The 18,784-nt window shown below is 72.7% G+C and carries 15 protein-coding genes and 1 tRNA gene; 15 read left to right on the top strand and 1 reads right to left on the bottom strand.

Annotated elements, in window-relative coordinates; genetic code table 11:
- The first annotated feature begins 5 nt into the window (after nucleotides 1-5).
- Together glmU and FHR77_RS09590 are read left to right on the top strand one after the other, a co-directional pair.
- The gene (gene glmU, locus FHR77_RS09595; protein ID WP_167259896.1) at nucleotides 6-1,439 is read left to right on the top strand and encodes a bifunctional UDP-N-acetylglucosamine diphosphorylase/glucosamine-1-phosphate N-acetyltransferase GlmU; all 1,434 of its coding nucleotides are present in this window, start codon (nucleotides 6-8) and stop codon (nucleotides 1,437-1,439) included.
- A 43-nt stretch (nucleotides 1,440-1,482) separates the two neighbouring features.
- Nucleotides 1,483-2,460, top strand: coding sequence for a ribose-phosphate diphosphokinase (locus tag FHR77_RS09590; RefSeq protein WP_056056702.1), 978 nt, complete (start codon nucleotides 1,483-1,485; stop codon nucleotides 2,458-2,460).
- Nucleotides 2,461-2,585: 125 nt separating this feature from the next.
- On the opposite strand, the gene gndA is transcribed toward FHR77_RS09590, so the two are convergent.
- On the bottom strand, nucleotides 2,586-3,989 hold the full coding sequence (gene gndA / locus FHR77_RS09585; protein WP_167261285.1) for an NADP-dependent phosphogluconate dehydrogenase: 1,404 nt from the start codon (nucleotides 3,987-3,989) through the stop codon (nucleotides 2,586-2,588).
- Between the two features lie 206 nt (nucleotides 3,990-4,195).
- On the opposite strand from gndA, the gene FHR77_RS09580 reads away from it, so the two are divergent.
- The 13 genes from FHR77_RS09580 to FHR77_RS09520 all read left to right on the top strand — a co-directional run bounded on the left by FHR77_RS09580 (nucleotide 4,196) and on the right by FHR77_RS09520 (nucleotide 18,778).
- Complete coding sequence (locus tag FHR77_RS09580) at nucleotides 4,196-4,717, top strand: gluconokinase (RefSeq protein ID WP_167259894.1); 522 nt, start codon at nucleotides 4,196-4,198, stop codon at nucleotides 4,715-4,717.
- Between the two features lie 190 nt (nucleotides 4,718-4,907).
- Complete coding sequence (locus FHR77_RS09575; protein ID WP_167259892.1) at nucleotides 4,908-5,543, top strand: 50S ribosomal protein L25/general stress protein Ctc; 636 nt, start codon at nucleotides 4,908-4,910, stop codon at nucleotides 5,541-5,543.
- A 51-nt stretch (nucleotides 5,544-5,594) separates the two neighbouring features.
- A complete protein-coding gene (gene pth, locus FHR77_RS09570; RefSeq protein ID WP_167261283.1) occupies nucleotides 5,595-6,179 on the top strand; it encodes an aminoacyl-tRNA hydrolase in 585 nt (194 codons plus the stop codon).
- An 89-nt stretch (nucleotides 6,180-6,268) separates the two neighbouring features.
- Nucleotides 6,269-9,883 (top strand): transcription-repair coupling factor, encoded by a 3,615-nt coding sequence (mfd, locus tag FHR77_RS09565; RefSeq protein WP_167259890.1) that lies wholly within the window; start codon nucleotides 6,269-6,271, stop codon nucleotides 9,881-9,883.
- A 7-nt stretch (nucleotides 9,884-9,890) separates the two neighbouring features.
- Nucleotides 9,891-10,568, top strand: a complete 678-nt coding sequence (locus FHR77_RS09560; RefSeq protein WP_167259888.1) for a MazG nucleotide pyrophosphohydrolase domain-containing protein — start codon at nucleotides 9,891-9,893, stop codon at nucleotides 10,566-10,568.
- A 494-nt stretch (nucleotides 10,569-11,062) separates the two neighbouring features.
- A complete protein-coding gene (locus tag FHR77_RS09555; RefSeq protein ID WP_167259886.1) occupies nucleotides 11,063-11,653 on the top strand; it encodes a TetR/AcrR family transcriptional regulator in 591 nt (196 codons plus the stop codon).
- Nucleotides 11,654-11,943: 290 nt separating this feature from the next.
- Nucleotides 11,944-13,188 (top strand): histidine--tRNA ligase, encoded by a 1,245-nt coding sequence (locus tag FHR77_RS09550; RefSeq protein ID WP_167259884.1) that lies wholly within the window; start codon nucleotides 11,944-11,946, stop codon nucleotides 13,186-13,188.
- A 112-nt stretch (nucleotides 13,189-13,300) separates the two neighbouring features.
- The gene (eno, locus tag FHR77_RS09545; RefSeq protein ID WP_167259882.1) at nucleotides 13,301-14,581 is read left to right on the top strand and encodes a phosphopyruvate hydratase; all 1,281 of its coding nucleotides are present in this window, start codon (nucleotides 13,301-13,303) and stop codon (nucleotides 14,579-14,581) included.
- A gap of 93 nt (nucleotides 14,582-14,674) precedes the next feature.
- Nucleotides 14,675-15,214, top strand: a complete 540-nt coding sequence (locus tag FHR77_RS09540; protein ID WP_167259880.1) for an FtsB family cell division protein — start codon at nucleotides 14,675-14,677, stop codon at nucleotides 15,212-15,214.
- A complete protein-coding gene (locus FHR77_RS09535) occupies nucleotides 15,211-15,762 on the top strand; it encodes a DUF501 domain-containing protein (protein ID WP_056056684.1) in 552 nt (183 codons plus the stop codon). Before FHR77_RS09540 ends, FHR77_RS09535 begins: the two co-directional genes overlap by 4 nt.
- A 5-nt stretch (nucleotides 15,763-15,767) precedes the next feature.
- The gene (locus FHR77_RS09530; RefSeq protein ID WP_341777305.1) at nucleotides 15,768-17,021 is read left to right on the top strand and encodes a S8 family serine peptidase; all 1,254 of its coding nucleotides are present in this window, start codon (nucleotides 15,768-15,770) and stop codon (nucleotides 17,019-17,021) included.
- A 39-nt stretch (nucleotides 17,022-17,060) separates the two neighbouring features.
- Nucleotides 17,061-18,584: an FAD-dependent oxidoreductase gene (locus FHR77_RS09525; protein ID WP_167259878.1), complete on the top strand. Its 1,524-nt coding sequence runs from the start codon at nucleotides 17,061-17,063 to the stop codon at nucleotides 18,582-18,584.
- 119 nt (nucleotides 18,585-18,703) lie between these two features.
- Nucleotides 18,704-18,778: transfer RNA gene (locus FHR77_RS09520), tRNA-Leu, on the top strand.
- The last annotated feature ends 6 nt before the right edge of the window (nucleotides 18,779-18,784 follow it).

The following is an 18,784-nucleotide window of genomic DNA, read 5'->3' as shown; positions in this document are numbered from 1 at the left end:
GCACCATGCCCGCACGCACCCTCGCCGTCGTCGTCCTCGCCGCAGGGCAGGGCACGCGCATGAAGTCCGCGACCCCGAAGGTGCTGCACCGCCTGGCCGGCCTCCCGCTGATCCAGCACGTCCTCGAGTCGGCGGCCGCGCTCGAGCCCGAGCACCTCGTCGCCGTCGTGCGGCACGAGCGCGACCTCGTCGTCACGAGCATCGTCGAGACGACGCCGACAGCCCTGATCGTCGACCAGGACGACGTGCCCGGCACCGGCCGCGCCGTCGAGCAGGCCGTCGAGGCGCTGCCCGCCGACTTCGACGGCGACGTCGTCGTCGTGAGCGCCGACGTGCCCTTCCTCGACCACGGCACCCTGCGCGGCCTCCTCGAGCAGCACCGTGAGGAGGCGGCGGCCGCGACGCTGCTGTCGGCCGTCCTCCCCGACGCCACCGGCTACGGCCGCGTCGTGCGCCTCGCCTCGGGCGACGTGGAGCGCATCGTCGAGCACAAGGACGCCACCGACGCCGAGCGGGCCCTCCGCGAGATCAACTCGGGCACCTACGCCTTCACGGTCGCGGCCCTCCGCGCGCAGCTGCCCCGCGTCGGCTCGGCCAACGCCCAGAACGAGAAGTACGTCACCGACGTCGTCGGCCTGCTCACCGGCGCCGGCGAGAAGGTCGCCGCCCGCGCGGTCGACGAGACGTGGCGCCTCGAGGGCATCAACGACCGCGTCCAGCTCGCCGTGGCCGCCCGCCGCCTCAACGACCGCATCGTCGAGCACTGGCAGCGCGAGGGCGTCAGCATCGTCGACCCGCAGACCACCTGGATCGACCGCGACGTCGCCCTCAGCCCCGACGTCGAGCTGCTGCCCGGCACCCAGCTGAAGGGCGCGACCTACGTGGCCGCCGGCGCCGTCGTCGGGCCCGACACCACCCTCGTCGACACGGAGGTGGGCGAGGGCGCGGTCGTGAAGCGCACCGACGCGACCCTCGCCGTGATCGGGGCCCGCGCCTCCGTCGGCCCGTTCTCGTACCTGCGGCCCGGCACGACGCTCGGCGAGGGCGGCAAGATCGGCACCTTCGTCGAGACGAAGAACGCCGAGATCGGCGCGGGCTCGAAGGTGCCGCACCTCAGCTACATCGGCGACACCGAGGTCGGCACCGACTCGAACATCGGCGCCGGCACGATCACGGCCAACTACGACGGCGTCTCGAAGCACCGCACCGAGGTCGGCTCGAACGTGAGGACGGGGTCGCACAACGTGTTCGTCGCCCCCGTTAGGATTGGCGACGGAGCGTACTCAGGTGCGGGAACGGTCGTCCGGAAGGACGTGCCGGCAGGTGCCCTGGCCCTGAGCATCGCTCCTCAGCGCAATGCGAGCGGATGGGTCGAGGCGAACCGCCCCGGCACCGCGGCTGCCGAGGCCGCCGCTCGCGCCGAACGAACGACCGACTAGCGAGCCGGTCGGGTTGGCCCCTCGGGGCCGGAGAGCGAGTGACGTGTCCGGAATCAAGATCACCGGGGAGAACCGACTCGTCCTGGTCTCGGGTCGTGCGCACCCCGAGCTGGCGAACCAGATCGCGGCGGAGCTCGGCTCGGAGCTCATCCCGACCGACGCCCGCACCTTCGCCAACGGCGAGCTCTACGCCCGCTTCGACGAGAGTGTCCGCGGCGCCGACGCGTTCGTCATCCAGTCGCACTCGGCCCCGATCAACGAGTGGCTCATGGAGCAGCTCATCATGGTCGACGCGCTCAAGCGCGCCTCGGCCAAGCGCATCACGGTCGTCGCCCCCTTCTACCCGTACGCTCGGCAAGACAAGAAGGGCCGCGGCCGCGAGCCGATCTCGGCCCGCCTCGTCGCCGACCTGTTCAAGGCCGCCGGCGCCCACCGCATCATGAGCGTCGACCTGCACGCCCCGCAGATCCAGGGCTTCTTCGACGGCCCCGTCGACCACCTCTTCGCGATGCCGGTGCTGCTCGAGCACTTCCGCGCGAAGCTCGACAACTCGACGCTCACGGTCGTGTCGCCCGACATGGGCCGCGTGCGGGTCGCCGACATCTGGAGCGAGAAGCTCGACGCCCCCCTCGCCATCATCCACAAGCGCCGCGACCCGCTGGTGCCGAACCAGGTCACGGTTCACGAGATCGTCGGCGAGGTCGAGGGCCGCGTCTGCCTGCTCGTCGACGACCTGATCGACACGGGCCGCACCATCGTCAAGGCCGCCGAGGCCCTCAAGGCCGCCGGCGCGATCGGCGTCGTGGTCGCCGCGACCCACGCCGTGTTCAGCGACCCGGCCCCCGAGATCCTCGCCAGCGAGTTCATCGACTCGGTCGTCGTCACCGACACCCTGCCGCTGACCGAGCACCAGAAGTTCGACAAGCTCGAGATCCTGCCGATCGCCCCCCTCATCGCGCGGGCCATCCACGAGGTCTTCGACAACGGGTCGGTCACGTCGATGTTCGACGGAGCCGCGTAGCGGCTCCGTCGAACCAGAAGGCGCAGCCGACGGCGCCCCCGGGCACCCCGTGACCTGCGCCAAGGAACGGCCGTGACCGGGTTGGACCCAGCCACGGCCGTTCGGCGTCTCCGGCCCGCCGCGACTCAGTGCGTCGACGGCTCCGTCTCGATCTCCGAGCGGTCGCCCGACCAGAGCGTGTGGAACACGCCCTCCTCGCCGACCCGCTCGTAGGTGTGCGCGCCGAAGAAGTCGCGCTGCCCCTGGATGAGGGCGGCGGGGAGGCGCTCCGACGCGAGCGAGTCGTAGTACGACAGCGCCGACGCGAACCCGGGCACGGGGATCCCCGACAGCGCCGCCTTGGCGACGATGCGGCGCCAGGCGTCCTCGCCGTCGCGCACGGCGGCGGCGAAGTAGTCGTCCTCGAGCAGGGTCGCGATGGTCGCGTCCTTCTCGTAGGCGTCGACGATGCGGTTCAGGAACTGCGCGCGGATGATGCAGCCGCCGCGCCAGATCTTCGCGATCGCGCCCTTGTCGATGTCCCAGCCGTACTCCAGGGCGCCCGCGATGATCGCGTCGAAGCCCTGGGCGTAGGCGACGATCTTCGACGCGTAGAGCGCCTTCTGCACGTCGTCCTCGAAGCCGTCGCCCGCCTCCTGCACCTCGGGCCGGCCCTGCAGCGTCGCCTGCACGGCGGCGCGCTGGTCGGGCTTCGACGAGACGGCGCGGGCGAAGACGGCCTCGGCGATGCCGCCGACGGGCACGCCCAGCCCCACCGAGTTCTGCACCGTCCAGACGCCGGTGCCCTTCGAGCCGGCCTGGTCGACGATCGAGTCGACCAGCGGGGCGTCGGTCTTCGCGTCGGTCTGGCGCAGCACCTCGGCGGTGATCTCGATGAGGTACGACTCGAGCTCGCCGCGGTTCCACTCCTCGAACACGTCGGCGATGGCCGCCGGCTCGTGGCCCCCGACGCGGCGCAGCAGGTCGTACGACTCGGCGATGAGCTGCATGTCGGCGTACTCGATGCCGTTGTGGATCATCTTGACGAAGTGGCCGGCGCCGTCGCTGCCGACGTGGGTGACGCAGGGCTCGCCCTCGGCGACCGCGGCGATCGAGGCGAGGATGGGCCCGAGGGTCTCGTACGCCTCCTTCGAGCCGCCGGGCATGATCGACGGGCCCTTCAGCGCGCCCTCCTCGCCGCCCGAGATGCCGGCGCCCACGAAGTTCAGGCCGCGCTCCTTGAGGGCGGCCTCGCGCCTCCGCGTGTCCTGGAAGTTCGCGTTGCCGCCGTCGACGATGATGTCGCCCTCCTCGAAGAGGTCGGCGAGCTGGTCGATGACGGCGTCGGTGCCCTTCCCGGCCTGCACCATGATGATCGCCGTGCGCGGCTTCTGCAGCGACGCCGCGAAGTCCTCGATCGACCCCGACGCGACGAAGCCGGCGTCGCCGTGCTCGCTCATCAGGGTGTCGGTGCGCTCGGGGGAGCGGTTGTAGACCGCGACGGTGTTGCCCTCGCGGCTGGCCAGGTTGCGCGCCAGGTTGGAGCCCATGACGGCCAGGCCGACCACTCCGATGTTCGCCTGCGCGGTCTGCTCGCTCGTGTTTCCGTGTTCGGTCACGGTGCCTCCTCAAGGTCGGTGGACCGCAGACTATGCCTCGCCGCCGACCGCTTGACAGGGACTGTCGGGCACCCCCGGCGGACGGGGGGAGGCGCGCCTACGCTGGTCGGGACCCGCCCGCCTCGGAAGGACACCGCATGACCACCACCACCCTGCCCCCCGTCGTCGTGATGGGCGTGAGCGGGTCGGGCAAGTCGACCGTCGGCGAGCTGCTCGCCGAGCGCGCCGGCGTGCCGTTCGTCGACGCCGACGACCTGCACCCGAAGGCCAACCGCGACAAGATGTCGGCCGGTCACCCGCTCGACGACGACGACCGTCGGCCCTGGCTCGAGATCGTCGCCCGGCGCATCCGCGAGGCCGGCGACGACGGCGTGGTGGTCGCGTGCTCGGCGCTGAAGCGCTCGTACCGCGACGTCCTCCGCTCGGGCGACGACCGCCTCCGCTTCGTCCACCTCACCGGGGTCCGCGAGCTCGTGGCGGAGCGCCAGAAGGCCCGGAAGGGCCACTTCATGCCGCCCGGGCTGATGAAGTCGCAGTTCGCCGCGCTCGAGCCGCTCGCCGACGACGAGCCCGGCACCAGCGTCGACGTGCAGGCCGGCCCCGACGAGATCGTGGCCGAGGTCCTCGACCGGTTGGCGACACGCCCGGGCCGCGTGTAACCTGGGCAGCTGAACTTCGGCGAGGGATGCCCCGGCATCCGTGATCGACGAGGTAGGCAGGCACTCAGTCCCGAGACCGCCCTCTGGGTGGTCGCTCCACGGCTGTGGGTCCCTCCTCACGCGACGCGCGTTCGAGTTGACACCGACCACACACCCCCAGGCCCGAGGGCCTGCAGAAACGGAGACCACCATGTCCGACGACAACACCCTGTCCGCCACCCTGCGCACCAGCTTCGGCAAGGGAGCGGCCCGCAAGATCCGCGCCTCCGACGCGATCCCCGCGGTCATCTACGGCCACGGCACCGACCCCCAGCACGTCACCCTCCCCGGCCACGAGACGATGCTCATCACGCGTCGCTCGAACGCGCTCATCACGCTCGACATCGAGGGCACGAAGCAGCTCGCCCTCGTCAAGGACATCCAGCGCGACCCGGTGAAGCAGATCATCGAGCACATCGACCTCATCGTCGTCCGCCAGGGCGAGAAGGTCTCCGTCGACGTGCCGGTGCACATCGAGGGCGAGTCGGCTCCCGGCACGATCCACGTCGTCGAGCTCAACGTCATCTCGCTCGAGGTGTCGGCCACCGACATCCCGCAGTCGGTCGTCGTCTCGATCGAGGGCCTCGAGGAGGGCGCGCAGATCCACGCCTCCGACGTCACCCTGCCCCAGGGCGCCGTGCTCGTCACCGACCCCGAGGTGCTCGTCACCAGCGTCTCCGTGCCCCAGCTCGACCTCACCACCGACGCCGTCGACGACGAGTCGGGCGAGGCCGCCGAGGCCGAGGGCGACGTGCCCTCGATCGAGGACGAAGAGCGCTCCGAGTAGCACCCGCACCACCGTCTGACGCCCCGCCGCTGCATCACTGAGGAGGACCCCCTGAGCGACCAGTGGCTCGTGGTCGGGCTCGGCAACCCCGGGCCCGGCTACGCCGGCAACAGGCACAACGTCGGGCAGATGGTGCTGGCCGAGCTGGCCCACCGCCTGTCGGCCGGGTTCAAGAAGCACAGGACGAACTCGCTCGTCGCGGAGGGCCGCCCGGCACCGGGCGGCCCCCGCTTCGTGCTCGCGGCGCCCGGCAGCTTCATGAACCTCTCGGGCGGCCCCGTCGCGGCCCTCCTCAAGTACTACGACCTCGACGTGTCGCGGCTGATCGTCGTGCACGACGAGCTCGACATCGACTTCGACACCCTCAAGATCAAGCAGGGCGGCGGCCACGGCGGTCACAACGGCCTGCGCGACATCATCGCGGCGACGGGCTCGAACGAGTTCCTCCGGGTCAGGGTCGGCATCGGCCGCCCCCCGGGCCGCCAGCCGGCCGCCGACTTCGTGCTGCGCGACTTCACGCCCACCGAGCGGCAGACCCTGCCGATCCTCGTGGCCGACGCCGCCGACGCCGTCGAGATGATCGCGGCTGACGGGCTCACGGCGGCACAGCTCAAGTTCCACACCGCGAAGAGCTAGCTCCCTCCCTAGCCCGGGTGGTCGGTCCGGGGCTGAGCCCTCAGCGAACCCGCGGGCTGTCTGTCGGTCGTGCCGAGTAGCCTTGCCGGGTGATACTCGCGGGCTTGATCTCGGCGCTGTCGCGCGCCTCCACGTTCTCCGTTGCCCTCGACCGGGCCGGTCGCAGCACCGACTACAGCCTGGTCGACGGTCTGCGCGTCCCCCTCGTCGCCGGCCTCCTGGCCCGCCGCGAGGGTCCTCAGGCGATGCTGGTCGTCACGGCGACGGGCCGCGAGTCGGAGGCCGTGCGCGGCTCGCTCGCGAGCTACCTGCCCGACGCCGAGGTCATCGAGTTCCCCGCGTGGGAGACCCTGCCGCACGAGCGCCTCAGCCCCGGCGCCGAGACCGTCGGCAAGCGCATCCACGCGCTCCGGCGCCTCGCCGCCTGGTCGGCCGAGGCCGACCAGGCACCCGACGCCGTGCGCCCGATCGTCGTCGTGGCCGGCGTCCGCGCCGCCCTGCAGCCCCTGGCCGACAACCTCGCCGACATCGACCAGGTCGAGCTGACCGTGGGCTCCCGCGGGCACGACCTCACCGCCATCTCGCAGTCCCTCGTCGGTCTCGCCTACGCACGGGTCGACATGGTCACCCGTCGCGGCGAGTTCGCGGTCCGCGGCGGCATCCTCGACGTCTTCCCGCCCACGGCCGAGCACCCCGTCCGCGTCGACTTCTTCGGCGACGAGGTCGACCAGATCCGCCGCTTCTCGGTCGCCGACCAGCGCAGCCTCGACGGCGACGTGGCCGGCGTCGAGCTGCCGCCGAGCCGCGAGATGCTGCTCACCGACGACGTGCGGCAGCGCGCGCGCGAGATGCAGCACGAGTTCCCGAGCCTCGCGCAGATGCTCGCCAAGATCTCCGAGGGCATCCCCGTCGAGGGCATGGAGTCCCTCGCGCCCGCCCTCGTCCACGGCCTCGTGCCGCTCACTCACTACCTGCCGGCGGGCGCCTCCGTCGCCGTGCTCTCGCCCGAGCGCGTGAACTCCCGTGCCCAGAGCCTCGCCGAGACGAACCGCGAGTTCCTCTCCGCGGCGTGGAACGCCGCGACCGCCGGCGCCGAGGCGCCCATCGACCTCGACGCGGGCGACTTCATCACCCTGCGCCAGCTCCGCGAGTCGGCGGGCGACCGCACCTGGTTCACGATGAGCTCGTTCGACACCGGCGAGGTGCTCAGCGACGAGGACGCCGCCGCGTCGGCCGGCGACTACGTGCGCGTCGAGGCCGAGAGCGTGCCGAGCTTCAGCGGCCACGCCGAGGGCGCCGTCGACCACGTGGTGCAGCGCCTCCGCGACGGGTGGAGCGTCGTGGTGACCTCGCGGGGCGTCGGCCTCGTCGAGCGGGCCCGCGACGTGCTCGGCGAGCGCGCCGTGGCCGCTCGCCTGCTCGACGACCTGCCCGACGAGCTCGAGCCGGGCGTCGCCCTGCTCGTCGCCGGCGGGGTCGAGGCCGGCTTCGAGCTGGCCGAGGCCAAGGTCGCCGTGCTCGGCGAGAGCGACTTCTACGGCCGCTCGGCGAACTACGACTCCCGGCAGGTGAAGAAGCTCGCCAGCCGCCGCAAGGCCGTCGTCGACCCGCTGCAGCTCAAGCCCGGCGACGTCGTCGTGCACCAGACGCACGGCATCGGCAAGTTCCTCGAGCTCACCAGCCGCCAGGTCAGCACCGGCGGCAAGAACGCCGTGAAGAACAGCCGCGAGTACCTCGTGCTCGAGTACGCGCCGTCGAAGCGCGGCTACCCGGGCGACAAGCTCTACGTGCCCACCGACCAGCTCGACCTGCTCAGCCGCTACGTCGGCGGCGAGGCCCCCACGCTCAGCAAGATGGGCGGCAGCGACTGGGCCAGCGCCAAGAGCAAGGCCCGTCGCGCCGTCCGCGACATCGCGGTCGAGCTCGTGAAGCTCTACTCGGCGCGCATGGCGTCGAAGGGCCACGCGTTCCCGCCCGACACCCCGTGGCAGCGCGAGCTGGAGGAGGCCTTCCCCTTCGCCGAGACGCCCGACCAGCTGACGACCATCGACGAGATCAAGGCCGACATGGAGCGGCCCATCCCGATGGACCGCCTGCTCTCCGGCGACGTCGGCTACGGCAAGACCGAGGTCGCCGTGCGCGCCGCCTTCAAGGCGATCCAGGACGGCAAGCAGGTCGTCATGCTCGTGCCGACGACGCTGCTCGTCAAGCAGCACTTCGACACCTTCGCCGACCGGTTCGCCGGCTTCCCCGTGCACCTGCGCAGCCTCAGCCGCTTCCAGTCGGCGAAGGAGAGCCGCGAGACGATCGCGGGCCTCGGCGACGGCACCGTCGACATGGTCATCGGCACCCACCGCCTCCTCAGCGAGAGCATCGTCTACAAAGACGTGGGGCTCGTCATCATCGACGAGGAGCAGCGGTTCGGCGTCGAGCACAAGGACGCGCTGAAGAAGCTCAAGACGAACGTCGACATCCTCGCGATGTCGGCGACGCCGATCCCGCGGTCGCTCGAGATGGCCGTCACCGGCATCCGTGAGATGTCGACCCTGGCGACCCCGCCGGAGGACCGCCACCCCATCCTCACCTTCGTCGGCCCCGAGAGCGAGCGCCAGAAGGCCGCGGCCATCCGCCGCGAGCTCCTCCGCGAGGGCCAGGTCTTCTACGTCCACAACCGCGTCTCGAGCATCAACCGCGTCGCCGCGCAGATCGCCGAGCTCGTGCCGGAGGCGCGGGTCGCCGTGGCGCACGGGCAGATGGCCGAGTCGACGCTCGAGCAGGTCATGGTCGACTTCTGGGAGCGCAAGTTCGACGTGCTCGTCTCGACCACCATCATCGAGACCGGGCTGGACATCGCCAACGCGAACACGCTCATCATCGACCGGGCCGACAAGTACGGCCTCAGCCAGCTGCACCAGCTGCGCGGCCGCGTCGGCCGGGGCCGCGAGCGCGGCTACGCGTACTTCCTCTACGACGCCGAGAAGCCGCTCAGCGAGACCGCCCAGGACCGCCTCGAGACCATCGCGGCGAACAACGAGCTCGGCGCGGGCATGCAGGTGGCCCTGAAAGACCTCGAGATCCGCGGGGCGGGCAACCTGCTCGGCGGCGAGCAGTCCGGGCACATCGCCGGCGTCGGCTTCGACCTCTACCTCCGCATGATCGGCGAGGCCGTCGGCGCCTTCCGCGGCGAGGTCGCCGAGGGCCAGACCGAGCTGCGGCTCGAGCTGCCCGTCGACGCCCACATCCCCGAGGAGTACGTCGAGAGCGAGCGCCTCCGCCTCGAGGCGTATCAGAAGCTCTCGACCGCCAGCTCGCCCACCTCGACCGACGAGCAGATCGACGCCGTCCTCGAGGAGCTCGCCGACCGCTACGGGGCCCCGCCCGCGTCCGTGCTCGCGCTCATCGAGGTGTCGCGCCTCCGCCGTGCCGCCCAGAAGGCGGGGCTCAGCGAGGTCGTGGTCATGGGCAGCAACCTCCGGGTCGCCGGCCTCGACCTGCCCGACAGCATGCAGGTGCGCCTGCAGCGCATGTACCCGGGCTCGCGCTGGTTCGGCCAGACGCGCTCGGTGAGCGTCCCCCTGCCGCGGAAGCACGGCGAGGCCCTGCCCGACGGCGAGCTGATCACCTGGGTCGAGCAGCTCATGTCGTCGATCTACGGCGCCGAGGCGCCGCGCCCGTCCGCCGACAGCTCCGCCGCGGCGAGCTGAGCCGACCGTGACGGACGGCGTCGACGGCCGCGCGGGCGCCGAGCTCGCGGCTCTCGTCCGCGTGGTCGAGGCGCTGCTGGCCGACGAGGGCGGCTGCGAGTGGAACCGCGCCCAGACCCCCGACAGCCTCGTCACCTACCTGGTCGAGGAGTCGTCGGAGCTCGTCGAGGCCATCGAGTCGGGCACCCCGGCCGACCGCCGCGAAGAGCTCGGCGACGTGCTGTACCAGGTCGTGCTCCACGCTGCGATCGCGGCGAGGGCGCCGGGGGAGGGCTTCGACCTGGCCGACGTCGTCCGCGACGTCGCTGCGAAGACCGTGCGTCGGCACCCCCACGTCTTCGCCGGCGACGAGGCCGCCGACGTCGACGACATCGTCCGGCTCTGGTCCGCCGCCAAGGCCCGGGAGAAAGCCGACCGCCGCAGCGCCTACGACGGCGTGCCCCTCGGCCTGCCCGCCCTGGCGAGGGCACAGAAGGTGGAGTCGCGGCGCCGGTCGGCCGGTCAGGTCACGCCGCCCGCCGCCCCCGTCGACGGCGCGCCCGACGTCGAGCTCTCGTGGGGGCGGGAGCTCCTCGCCCGCGTCGACGCGGCGACCGCGGAGGGGCTGGACGCCGAGCGGGCGCTCCGTCGAGCCGTCCGCGAGCGGGAGCAGCAGCTGCGGTCGGGCGAGGCCCCGCGGCCGTAGGGCACCCGGCCGGCCGCGGACGGGGCCCCGCCACGAGGTCGCCGTCGTGGACGGACAGGGCACGGGGCGAGAAGACAGGGGAGAGGGCCGGGGGTCCGACCGACCCGAACGGCGGACACCCCGGCACAGGGCACCCGACCGACCCGAACGGCGGGCGCCCCCACGTGCCCGGCCGCACGGCGGTCGAGGACCAGCTGCGCGGGCGAGGGGCACGTCGGCACCGCACTGCGTCGAGGGGGATCACCCGCGACGCGTCGTGCGGCACTGCGTCGAATGTACCGGGTGGAGTGCTGACATGTCAAAGACGGAACTCTGAAGTGTCATCGGGCCGGGTGTCGATCGGGGTCGTCGGGCCCGTTCCGCGGAGCCCGTCGACCCCGCCCGGCGCTGTCGTCCGGGGGCCGGGGCGGCGGGCCGACCGTCTGTTATCGTGCGACCGGGCCGACGTCCCGGCGCAGGGCCGGGCTGCTCGCCCTCGCAGAGGAGGGGCTCCCGTGCCTCGCAGACCCGACCCGACCCGCAAGCCCGAGCTGCTCGCGCAGATCATCGAGCACCTCCGCAGCCGGTCGATCGCCACGGTGTCGTTCCGCACCCTCGCCGACGCGCTCGGGGTGAGCACGTACGTCTTCGTCTACCACTTCGGCAACCGCGCCGAGCTGGTCGCCGAGATCGTGCGCGGGGTCGTCGCGCGGCACGACGCCGCGCTGGCGGTCGACCCGACCACCTTCGACGGCCGCGCGCTCCGGTCGCACCTGCTCGACGCCTGGGCCGACTCGACCAGCGAGCGCGGCCGTGACCTGCTGCGCCTCGAGACCGAGGCGGCCCTGCTCGAGGTCGTCGCCGGCGAGCAGGGCCCGGCCCGGGGCGAGGCTGCCCGCTGGCACGACTTCGTCGCGCGCTGGCTGGTGGCGCAGGGCGTGCCGGAGGCGGTGGCCGTGCCGGAGGCGCGGGTCGCCGTCGACGCCCTCCGAGGCCTCCAGCACGACGCCCTCGTCACGGCGGAGGTGCGCCTGCTCACGACCGCGGCCACCCGCGTCGTCGACGATCTCGTGGCCCGGTCGCCGCAGCTCGCCTCCACGCCGTGACCGCACGCCGGTGTCGAGCGCGGAGTGGTCGCGGGGCGGAGGGTCACGCGACGTCCCGTCCGGGGCGGAACGACCCGGCCCCACGCTGATGAACGGGCCAGGCGCGAGGCGCCTGGCCCGTCGTGGAGCCCTCACCGCAGGGAAGGGAGGGCGCCGGGGTCGGCCGCCGGTGCGCAACCCGATTCGCGCCGACGACCCGCGTCGACCATAGCCGACATGTCACATGACGCGCAATCCTGCGGGCGTCGACGGCGCGCCTCCCCGGGGTCGCGCTCTGGGATGATGGTGCGATGCCCTCACACGTGACCCCGCCGCGCGGGATGCGAGACTTCCTGCCCGCCGAGAAGCGCCGCCGCGAACGCGTGCTGGCCACCGTGCGCGACGTCTACCGCTCGCGGGGCTTCGACGAGATCGAGACCCCGGTCGTCGAGGGCGCCGAGTTCCTCTGGTCCGGCCTCGGCGGCGACAACGAGAAGCAGGTCTTCGCGGTGCTCCGCCGCGGGCTCGACCTCGACGCCGTCCGCGCCGTCGGGTCGCCGCTCGAGCTGGCCGACCTCGGGCTGCGCTTCGACCTCACCGTGCCCCTGGCCCGGTTCTACGCGTCGCACCGGGCCGAGCTGCCGACCGTCTTCCGGTCGGTGCAGATCGCTCCCGTCTGGCGGGCCGAGCGGCCGCAGAAGGGCCGCTACCGCCAGTTCGTCCAGTGCGACATCGACATCCTCGGCGAGCCGGGGCAGCAGGCCGAGGTCGAGCTGATCTCGGCCACGACCGACGTCCTCGACGCGCTCGGGCTCCGGGGCACGACCATCCGCGTCAACGACCGTCGCGTGCTGCTCGGCGTGCTCGCCCACTGGGGCGTCGCGCCCGAGCTGACCGACCGGGCGCTGATCGAGATCGACAAGCTCGACAAGATCGGCGTCGAGGGCGTGGCCACGCAGCTGCGCGAGCTCGGCGTCGGCGGCGACGACCTCGCGGCGCAGCTGCACCAGCTCGGCGAGGCGACCTTCGACTCGATCACCGGCTCCGCGCCTCCCGCCTGGCTCGACGCCGAGGCCGCGGCCGACCTCGTGGCGCTCCGCGACGCGCTGCCGGGCGCGACCCTCGTGCTCGACCCGACGCTGGTGCGGGGCATGGGCTACTACACCGGCACCATCTTCGAGGTGGCGCACCCCGACTTCAGCTACTCGCTGGGCGGCGGCGGTCGCTACGACGGCATGATCGGCCGGTTCCTCGGCACCGACGTGCCGGCCGCGGGCTTCTCGCTCGGCTTCGAGCGCATCGTCGACCTCGTCGAGCTCGACGGGGCCGACGACGACGGCCTGGCCGTGCTGCACGACAAGACGGTGCCGCCGGCCGAGCTGGTCGCCCTGCAGCGGGCGCTGCTCGCCGGCGGCGAGGGCCGGGTGCGGCTCGAGCGCCGTGCGAAGAACGCCAGGGGCCAGCTCGCCGCGCTCGCGGCCGCCGGCTTCGGGCGGTTCACCTCCGTGCGCGGGGGCGAGTCCGTCGACGAGCTGCAGATCCGTCCGATCGGCTGACCGACGGCGGGCGAACGTCCGCTGAACACCCGCGTCGCCGGTCGGAGGCGCGGCTAGGCTAGGCGGCGGGGCCCAGGCCCCGCCGACCTGACGACACACTAAGGAGTTCTCCGTGGCAGCAATCGACGCCGTAGGCGCCCGCGAAATCCTCGACTCGCGGGGCAACCCGACCGTCGAGGTCGAGGTCCTGCTCGACGACGGGACCGTGTCGCGCGCGGCCGTCCCCTCGGGCGCATCCACCGGGGCCTTCGAGGCCTACGAGCTCCGCGACGGCGACGACAGCCGCTACCTGGGCAAGGGCGTGCTCAAGGCCGTCGCGGCCGTCATCGACGAGATCGGCCCGGAGGTCGAGGGCCTCGACGCCACTGACCAGCGCCTGATCGACGCGGCGATGATCGAGCTCGACGGCACCGAGAACAAGTCGCGCCTCGGCGCCAACGCCATCCTCGGCGTCTCGCTCGCCGTGGCCCGCGCCGCCGCCGACTCGGCCGACCTGCCGCTCTTCCGCTACCTCGGCGGCCCGAACGCCCACACGCTGCCCGTGCCGATGATGAACGTCATCAACGGCGGCTCGCACGCCGACAGCAACGTCGACATCCAGGAGTTCATGATCCTGCCGATCGGCGCGTCGACCTTCGGCGAGGCCGTCCGCTGGGGCGCCGAGACGTACCACGCGCTGAAGAGCCAGCTGAAGGCCGCCGGCCTCTCGACCGGCCTCGGCGACGAGGGCGGCTTCGCGCCGGACCTCGAGAGCAACCGTGCCGCGCTCGACCTGCTGGTCGAGGCCATCACCACGGCCGGCTTCACCCCCGGGAAGGACATCGCGCTCGGCCTCGACGTCGCCTCGAGCGAGTTCTACTCCGACGGCTCGTACACGTTCGAGGGGCAGTCGCGCGACTCGGCCTTCCTCGCCTCGTACTACGCCGACCTCGTCGCCTCGTACCCGCTCGTCTCCATCGAGGATCCCCTCGACGAGGACGACTGGGAGGGCTGGGCGCACCTCACGAGCGAGATCGGCCGCAAGACGCAGATCGTCGGCGACGACCTCTTCGTCACCAACCCGACCCGCCTCGCCAAGGGCATCCAGACCGGCGCCGCGAACTCGATCCTCGTCAAGGTGAACCAGATCGGCACGCTGACCGAGTCGCTCGACGCGGTCTCGCTCGCCCAGCGCAGCGGCTACACGACCGTGCTGTCGCACCGCTCCGGCGAGACCGAAGACACCACGATCGCCGACCTCGCCGTCGCGACCGACGCCGGCCAGATCAAGACCGGCGCCCCGGCCCGCAGCGAGCGCGTGGCCAAGTACAACCAGCTGCTCCGCATCGAGGAGGAGCTCGGCGACGCCGCGGTCTACGCCGGCTACTCGGCGTTCCCGCGCTTCCAGGCCTAGCCAGCGCCCCGCCGAGAGGCCCGTCCCCGCCCGGGGGCGGGCCTCTCGGCGTTCCGTGACCCGGCGCCCGGGTGCGTCGTCTACCCTCGACACATGCCTCGTGAGACCCCGAACCGCCGCGTGCCGGTGAGCCTCCCGGCCGCCGACTCGGCCGCGGGCGCCTGGCTCCGCAACATCCGCTCGTCGGGCTTCAGTCTCGTGATGCTCGTCATCCTCGTGCTCTTCGTCGTCATCCTCGCGCCGTCGCTCCGCACGCTCATCCAGCAGCAGCAGCAGATCGCCGCCCTCGAGCAGGAGGTCCGTGACCAGCAGGCCGACGTCGACGACCTGCAGGGCGACGTCGCGCGCTGGAGCGACCCGGCCTACATCGAGGCCCAGGCCCGCGACCGCCTGCTCTACGTCTACCCGGGCGAGTACAGCTACCTCGTGATGGGCGAGTCGGCCGACGCCGAGCCATCGCAGCCCGCCCCGATCAGCGACTCGCTGCAGACCCCCCAGGTCGACTGGGTGGCGGCCATGACGTCGTCCGTGCTCGACGCCGGCCTCAGCGACGCCCCCGCGACCGAGCTGGTCGCGCCCGACCTCGGCGGCGCGACCGTGCCGTCCTCCACCTCGACAGGCGGCACCCCGTGACGACCCCTCCCTTCGACCCGGTCACCGACGACGACGTGCGCATCGTCACGGCGCAGCTGGGCCGCCCCGCCCGCGACGTCGTGGGCATCCCCGCGCGCTGCGTCTGCGGGGCGCCCACCGTCGTCGCGACGAAGCCGCGCCTCGGTGACGGCACGCCCTTCCCGACGCTGTACTACCTGTGCCACCCGGGGGCGACGGCGGCGGTGTCGACCCTCGAGGCCACCGGCGTAATGACCGAGATGACCGAGCTGCTGGCCGGCGACGAGCAGGTGCGCGAGCAGTACCACGCCGCCCACGACGCCTACCTCGCCGACCGCGAGGGCATCGAGCACGTCGCCGAGATCGCGCACGTCACGGCGGGGGGCATGCCCGAGCGCGTGAAGTGCCTGCACGCCCTCGTCGGCCACGCCCTCGCGGCGGGCCCCGGAGTCAACCCGATCGGCGACCTCGCGCTCGAGCGTGCGTCGTGGAGCCCCGACGTCTGCCGCTGCCCCGACTGGCTCGACGAGTCCGCCCCGGCGACCACCGCCTCCGACGGCGCAGCCTGACCGCCGTGGGGCGGCGAGGGGGCGTCAGCGTCGCGGCGGTCGTCGCCGCGGCCGCCCTCGTCGTGCTGCCCGCGGCCTCGGCGCGTGCCGACGCGATCCGCGACCAGCAGTACTGGCTCGCCGACTACGGCATCGAGCAGGCCTGGCAGACCACCCGGGGGGCAGGAGTCACGGTGGCGGTCATCGACACCGGCGTCGACGGGTCGGTGCGCGAGCTCCAGGGAGCCGTCGTCGGCGGGACGGACGTCAGCGGCCAGGGCAGCCCCGACGGGCAGACCCCGGTCGGGACGGACGACCCGGCGCACGGCACCCTCGTCGGCTCGATGCTCGCCGGCCGCGGCACGGGCAGCGGCGACGGCGTCATCGGCGTCGCGCCCGAGGCGAGCCTGCTCTCGGTGTCGGTCGGCTTCGGCAGCGGCGCCGTCGACTCCGACACCCAGATCGCCGACGCGGTCCGCTGGTCGGTCGACCACGGGGCCGACGTCATCAACATGTCGCTGACCCGCAACACGCTCGACTGGCCGACCAGCTGGGACGACGCGTTCCTCTACGCGATGGAGCACGACGTGGTCGTGGTGGCCGCGGCCGGCAACCGCGGCAGCGGCACGACCGAGGTGGGCGCGCCGGCGACGATGCCCGGCGTGCTGACCGTCGCGGGCGTCGACCGCTCGGGCACGGCGAGCTTCGACGCGTCGAGCCAGGGCATCACCATCGGGGTCGCGGCGCCGAGCGAGAAGCTCGTCGGGGTCGGCCCCGACGACGTCCACTACAGCTGGAACGGCTCGAGCGGCGCCACGCCCCTCGTCGCGGGGATCGTCGCCCTCGTGCGGGCCGCCCACCCCGAGCTCGACGCCGACGACGTCATCAACCGCGTGGTCGCGACGGCCGAGCCGCGCGGCGCGAGCCAGCCCGACCCCCTCTACGGCTACGGGCTCGTCGACGCGGCGGCGGCGGTCACCCGCGACGTGCCGCACGTCGAGGCGAACCCGATGGGCGACCTCTCGGAGTGGATCCGCGTGCACCGCCGCGCCGACGAGGTCGTGCCCGACGGCAGCTCGTCGGCCGTGCCCGTCGAGCCGGCGCCGGTGCCCACCCCCGAGACCCCCGACGGCGAGCGGCTGTCGGCCCTGCTGCCCACGGTCGAGACGATGCGGTCGACGGGCGTCCCGCTCATCGTCTTCGCGGTCTTCGGCGGGGCCCTGGTGCTCGTCGGGGTCGGCGCCGCCCGGCAGTACGGGCGGGGCCGTCGGCAGGAGTAAAGTCTCCTCCGACACCCCACAACGAGGAGAGCCTTCACCGTGCCTGAAATCCTGATCGTCGGCGGCGGCTACGCCGGCTTCTACACCGCCTGGAAGCTCGAGAAGCACCTCCGTCAGGGGGAGGCGTCGGTGACGGTCGTCGACCCGCTGCCCTACATGACGTACCAGCCCTTCCTGCCCGAGGTCGCGGCCGGCTCGATCGAGCCCCGTCACGCCGTGGTCTCGCTCCGCCGCCACCTCAAGAAGACGAGGGTCGTCACCGCCAAGGTGACCGCGGTCGACCACGCCACGAAGACCGCGACGATCACCCCGTCCGTCGGCGACGCGTGGACGATGCAGTACGACCAGATCGTCATGACGGCCGGTGCCGTGTCGCGCACCTTCCCCATCCCGGGCGTGGCCGACGAGGCCATCGGCCTCAAGACCATCGAGGAGGCCGCGGCGATCCGCGACAAGCTCCTCACCAACTTCGCGAAGGCGGCCGACCTGCCCGCCGGCCCGCTGCGCGACCGCCTGCTGACGGTCACGGTCGTCGGCGGCGGCTTCGCCGGCATCGAGATCTTCGCCGAGCTGCGCAGCTTCGCCAGCGACCTGCTGAAGAAGTACCCGACCCTCACCATCGACGACACGCACTTCCACCTCGTCGAGGCGATGGGCCGCATCATGCCCGAGGTGTCGCTCGAGACGAGCCACTGGGTGCTGAAGAACCTCGCCGAGCGCGCCGCCACGGTGCACCTCGACACGCAGCTGCAGTCTGCCGTCGGCGGCAAGATCGAGCTGTCGACCGGCGAGTCGTTCGAGTCCGACCTCATCGTCTGGACGGCCGGGGTCATGGCCAACCCGATGGTGCGCTCCACCGACTTCCCCCTCGAGCAGCGCGGCCGCATCACCGTGCAGGCCGACCTCCGCGTCGTCGACGGCGAGACCATCGTGCCCGGCGCCTGGGCCTGCGGCGACGTCGCGGCGACGCCCGACCTCACGGGCAAGGGCGTCGGCGGCTTCTGCGTGCCGAACGCCCAGCACGCCGTCCGCATGGGCAAGCAGCTCGCCAAGAACATCACCGCCGTGCTCCGCGGCGAGGAGCCCGTCGACTACGTGCACGAGAACCTCGGCGCCGTCGCGGGCCTGGGCCTCGGCACCGGTGTCTTCCAGAGCGGCAAGTTCGTGCTGAAGGGCTTCCCGGCCTGGGCCGCGCACCGCGGCTACCACGGCATGGCGATGCCCTCCTTCGAGCGCAAGTTCCGCGTCGTCACCGGCTGGTGGAACAACTTCTGGCTCGGCCGCGACATCGTCTCGCTCGACGACCGTGAGCGCCCCCGTGCCGCGTTCGAGGCGTTCGCGTCGCGCCCGAAGCCGGCCGCCGACGAGCCCGCCGCCGCACCCGCGCCCGAGATCGGCAAGGCCGCCGGCGAGCCCGGCCCCGCCTACGCGAACCCGGTCGACGCCGACGGCAGCGCGCCCGCCGAGGGCGAGAAGGTCGGGGCCACGGCCGGTGGCTCGGCCCGCGGGACCGGAGCGTCGACCGACGTCGCCGGCACCGACGCGGTGCCCGCCGCCGAGTAGTCACGGCACCGGCCGCCTCGAGCGGCCGACCACGACGCCCGCCCTGCTGCTCGTCAGCACGGCGGGCGTCGTCGTGTCCGTGCGACGGCCGCCGCCGCCGTCTCGTAGGCTCGGGGGAGGCCCTCGTAGCCCAACTGGTCAGAGGCAGGCGACTTAAAATCGTCCAAGTCAGGGTTCGAATCCCTGCGGGGGCACGGTCA

It is taken from the genome of Frigoribacterium endophyticum (assembly GCF_011759585.1).
GTDB lineage: Bacteria > Actinomycetota > Actinomycetes > Actinomycetales > Microbacteriaceae > Frigoribacterium > Frigoribacterium endophyticum.
This window is presented reverse-complemented; position numbering and strand designations above follow the sequence as displayed.

What these genes read in the sequence shown, in the direction of transcription:
- glmU (WP_167259896.1), top strand. Translation starts at nt 6, where the DNA reads ATGCCCGCACGCACCCTCGCCGTCGTCGTCCTCGCCGCAGGGCAGGGC.
- gndA (WP_167261285.1), bottom strand. Translation starts at nt 3,989, where the DNA reads ATGGGCTCCAACCTGGCGCGCAACCTGGCCAGCCGCGAGGGCAACACC.
- FHR77_RS09580 (WP_167259894.1), top strand. Translation starts at nt 4,196, where the DNA reads ATGACCACCACCACCCTGCCCCCCGTCGTCGTGATGGGCGTGAGCGGG.
- FHR77_RS09575 (WP_167259892.1), top strand. Translation starts at nt 4,908, where the DNA reads ATGTCCGACGACAACACCCTGTCCGCCACCCTGCGCACCAGCTTCGGC.
- FHR77_RS09550 (WP_167259884.1), top strand. Translation starts at nt 11,944, where the DNA reads ATGCCCTCACACGTGACCCCGCCGCGCGGGATGCGAGACTTCCTGCCC.
- FHR77_RS09540 (WP_167259880.1), top strand. Translation starts at nt 14,675, where the DNA reads ATGCCTCGTGAGACCCCGAACCGCCGCGTGCCGGTGAGCCTCCCGGCC.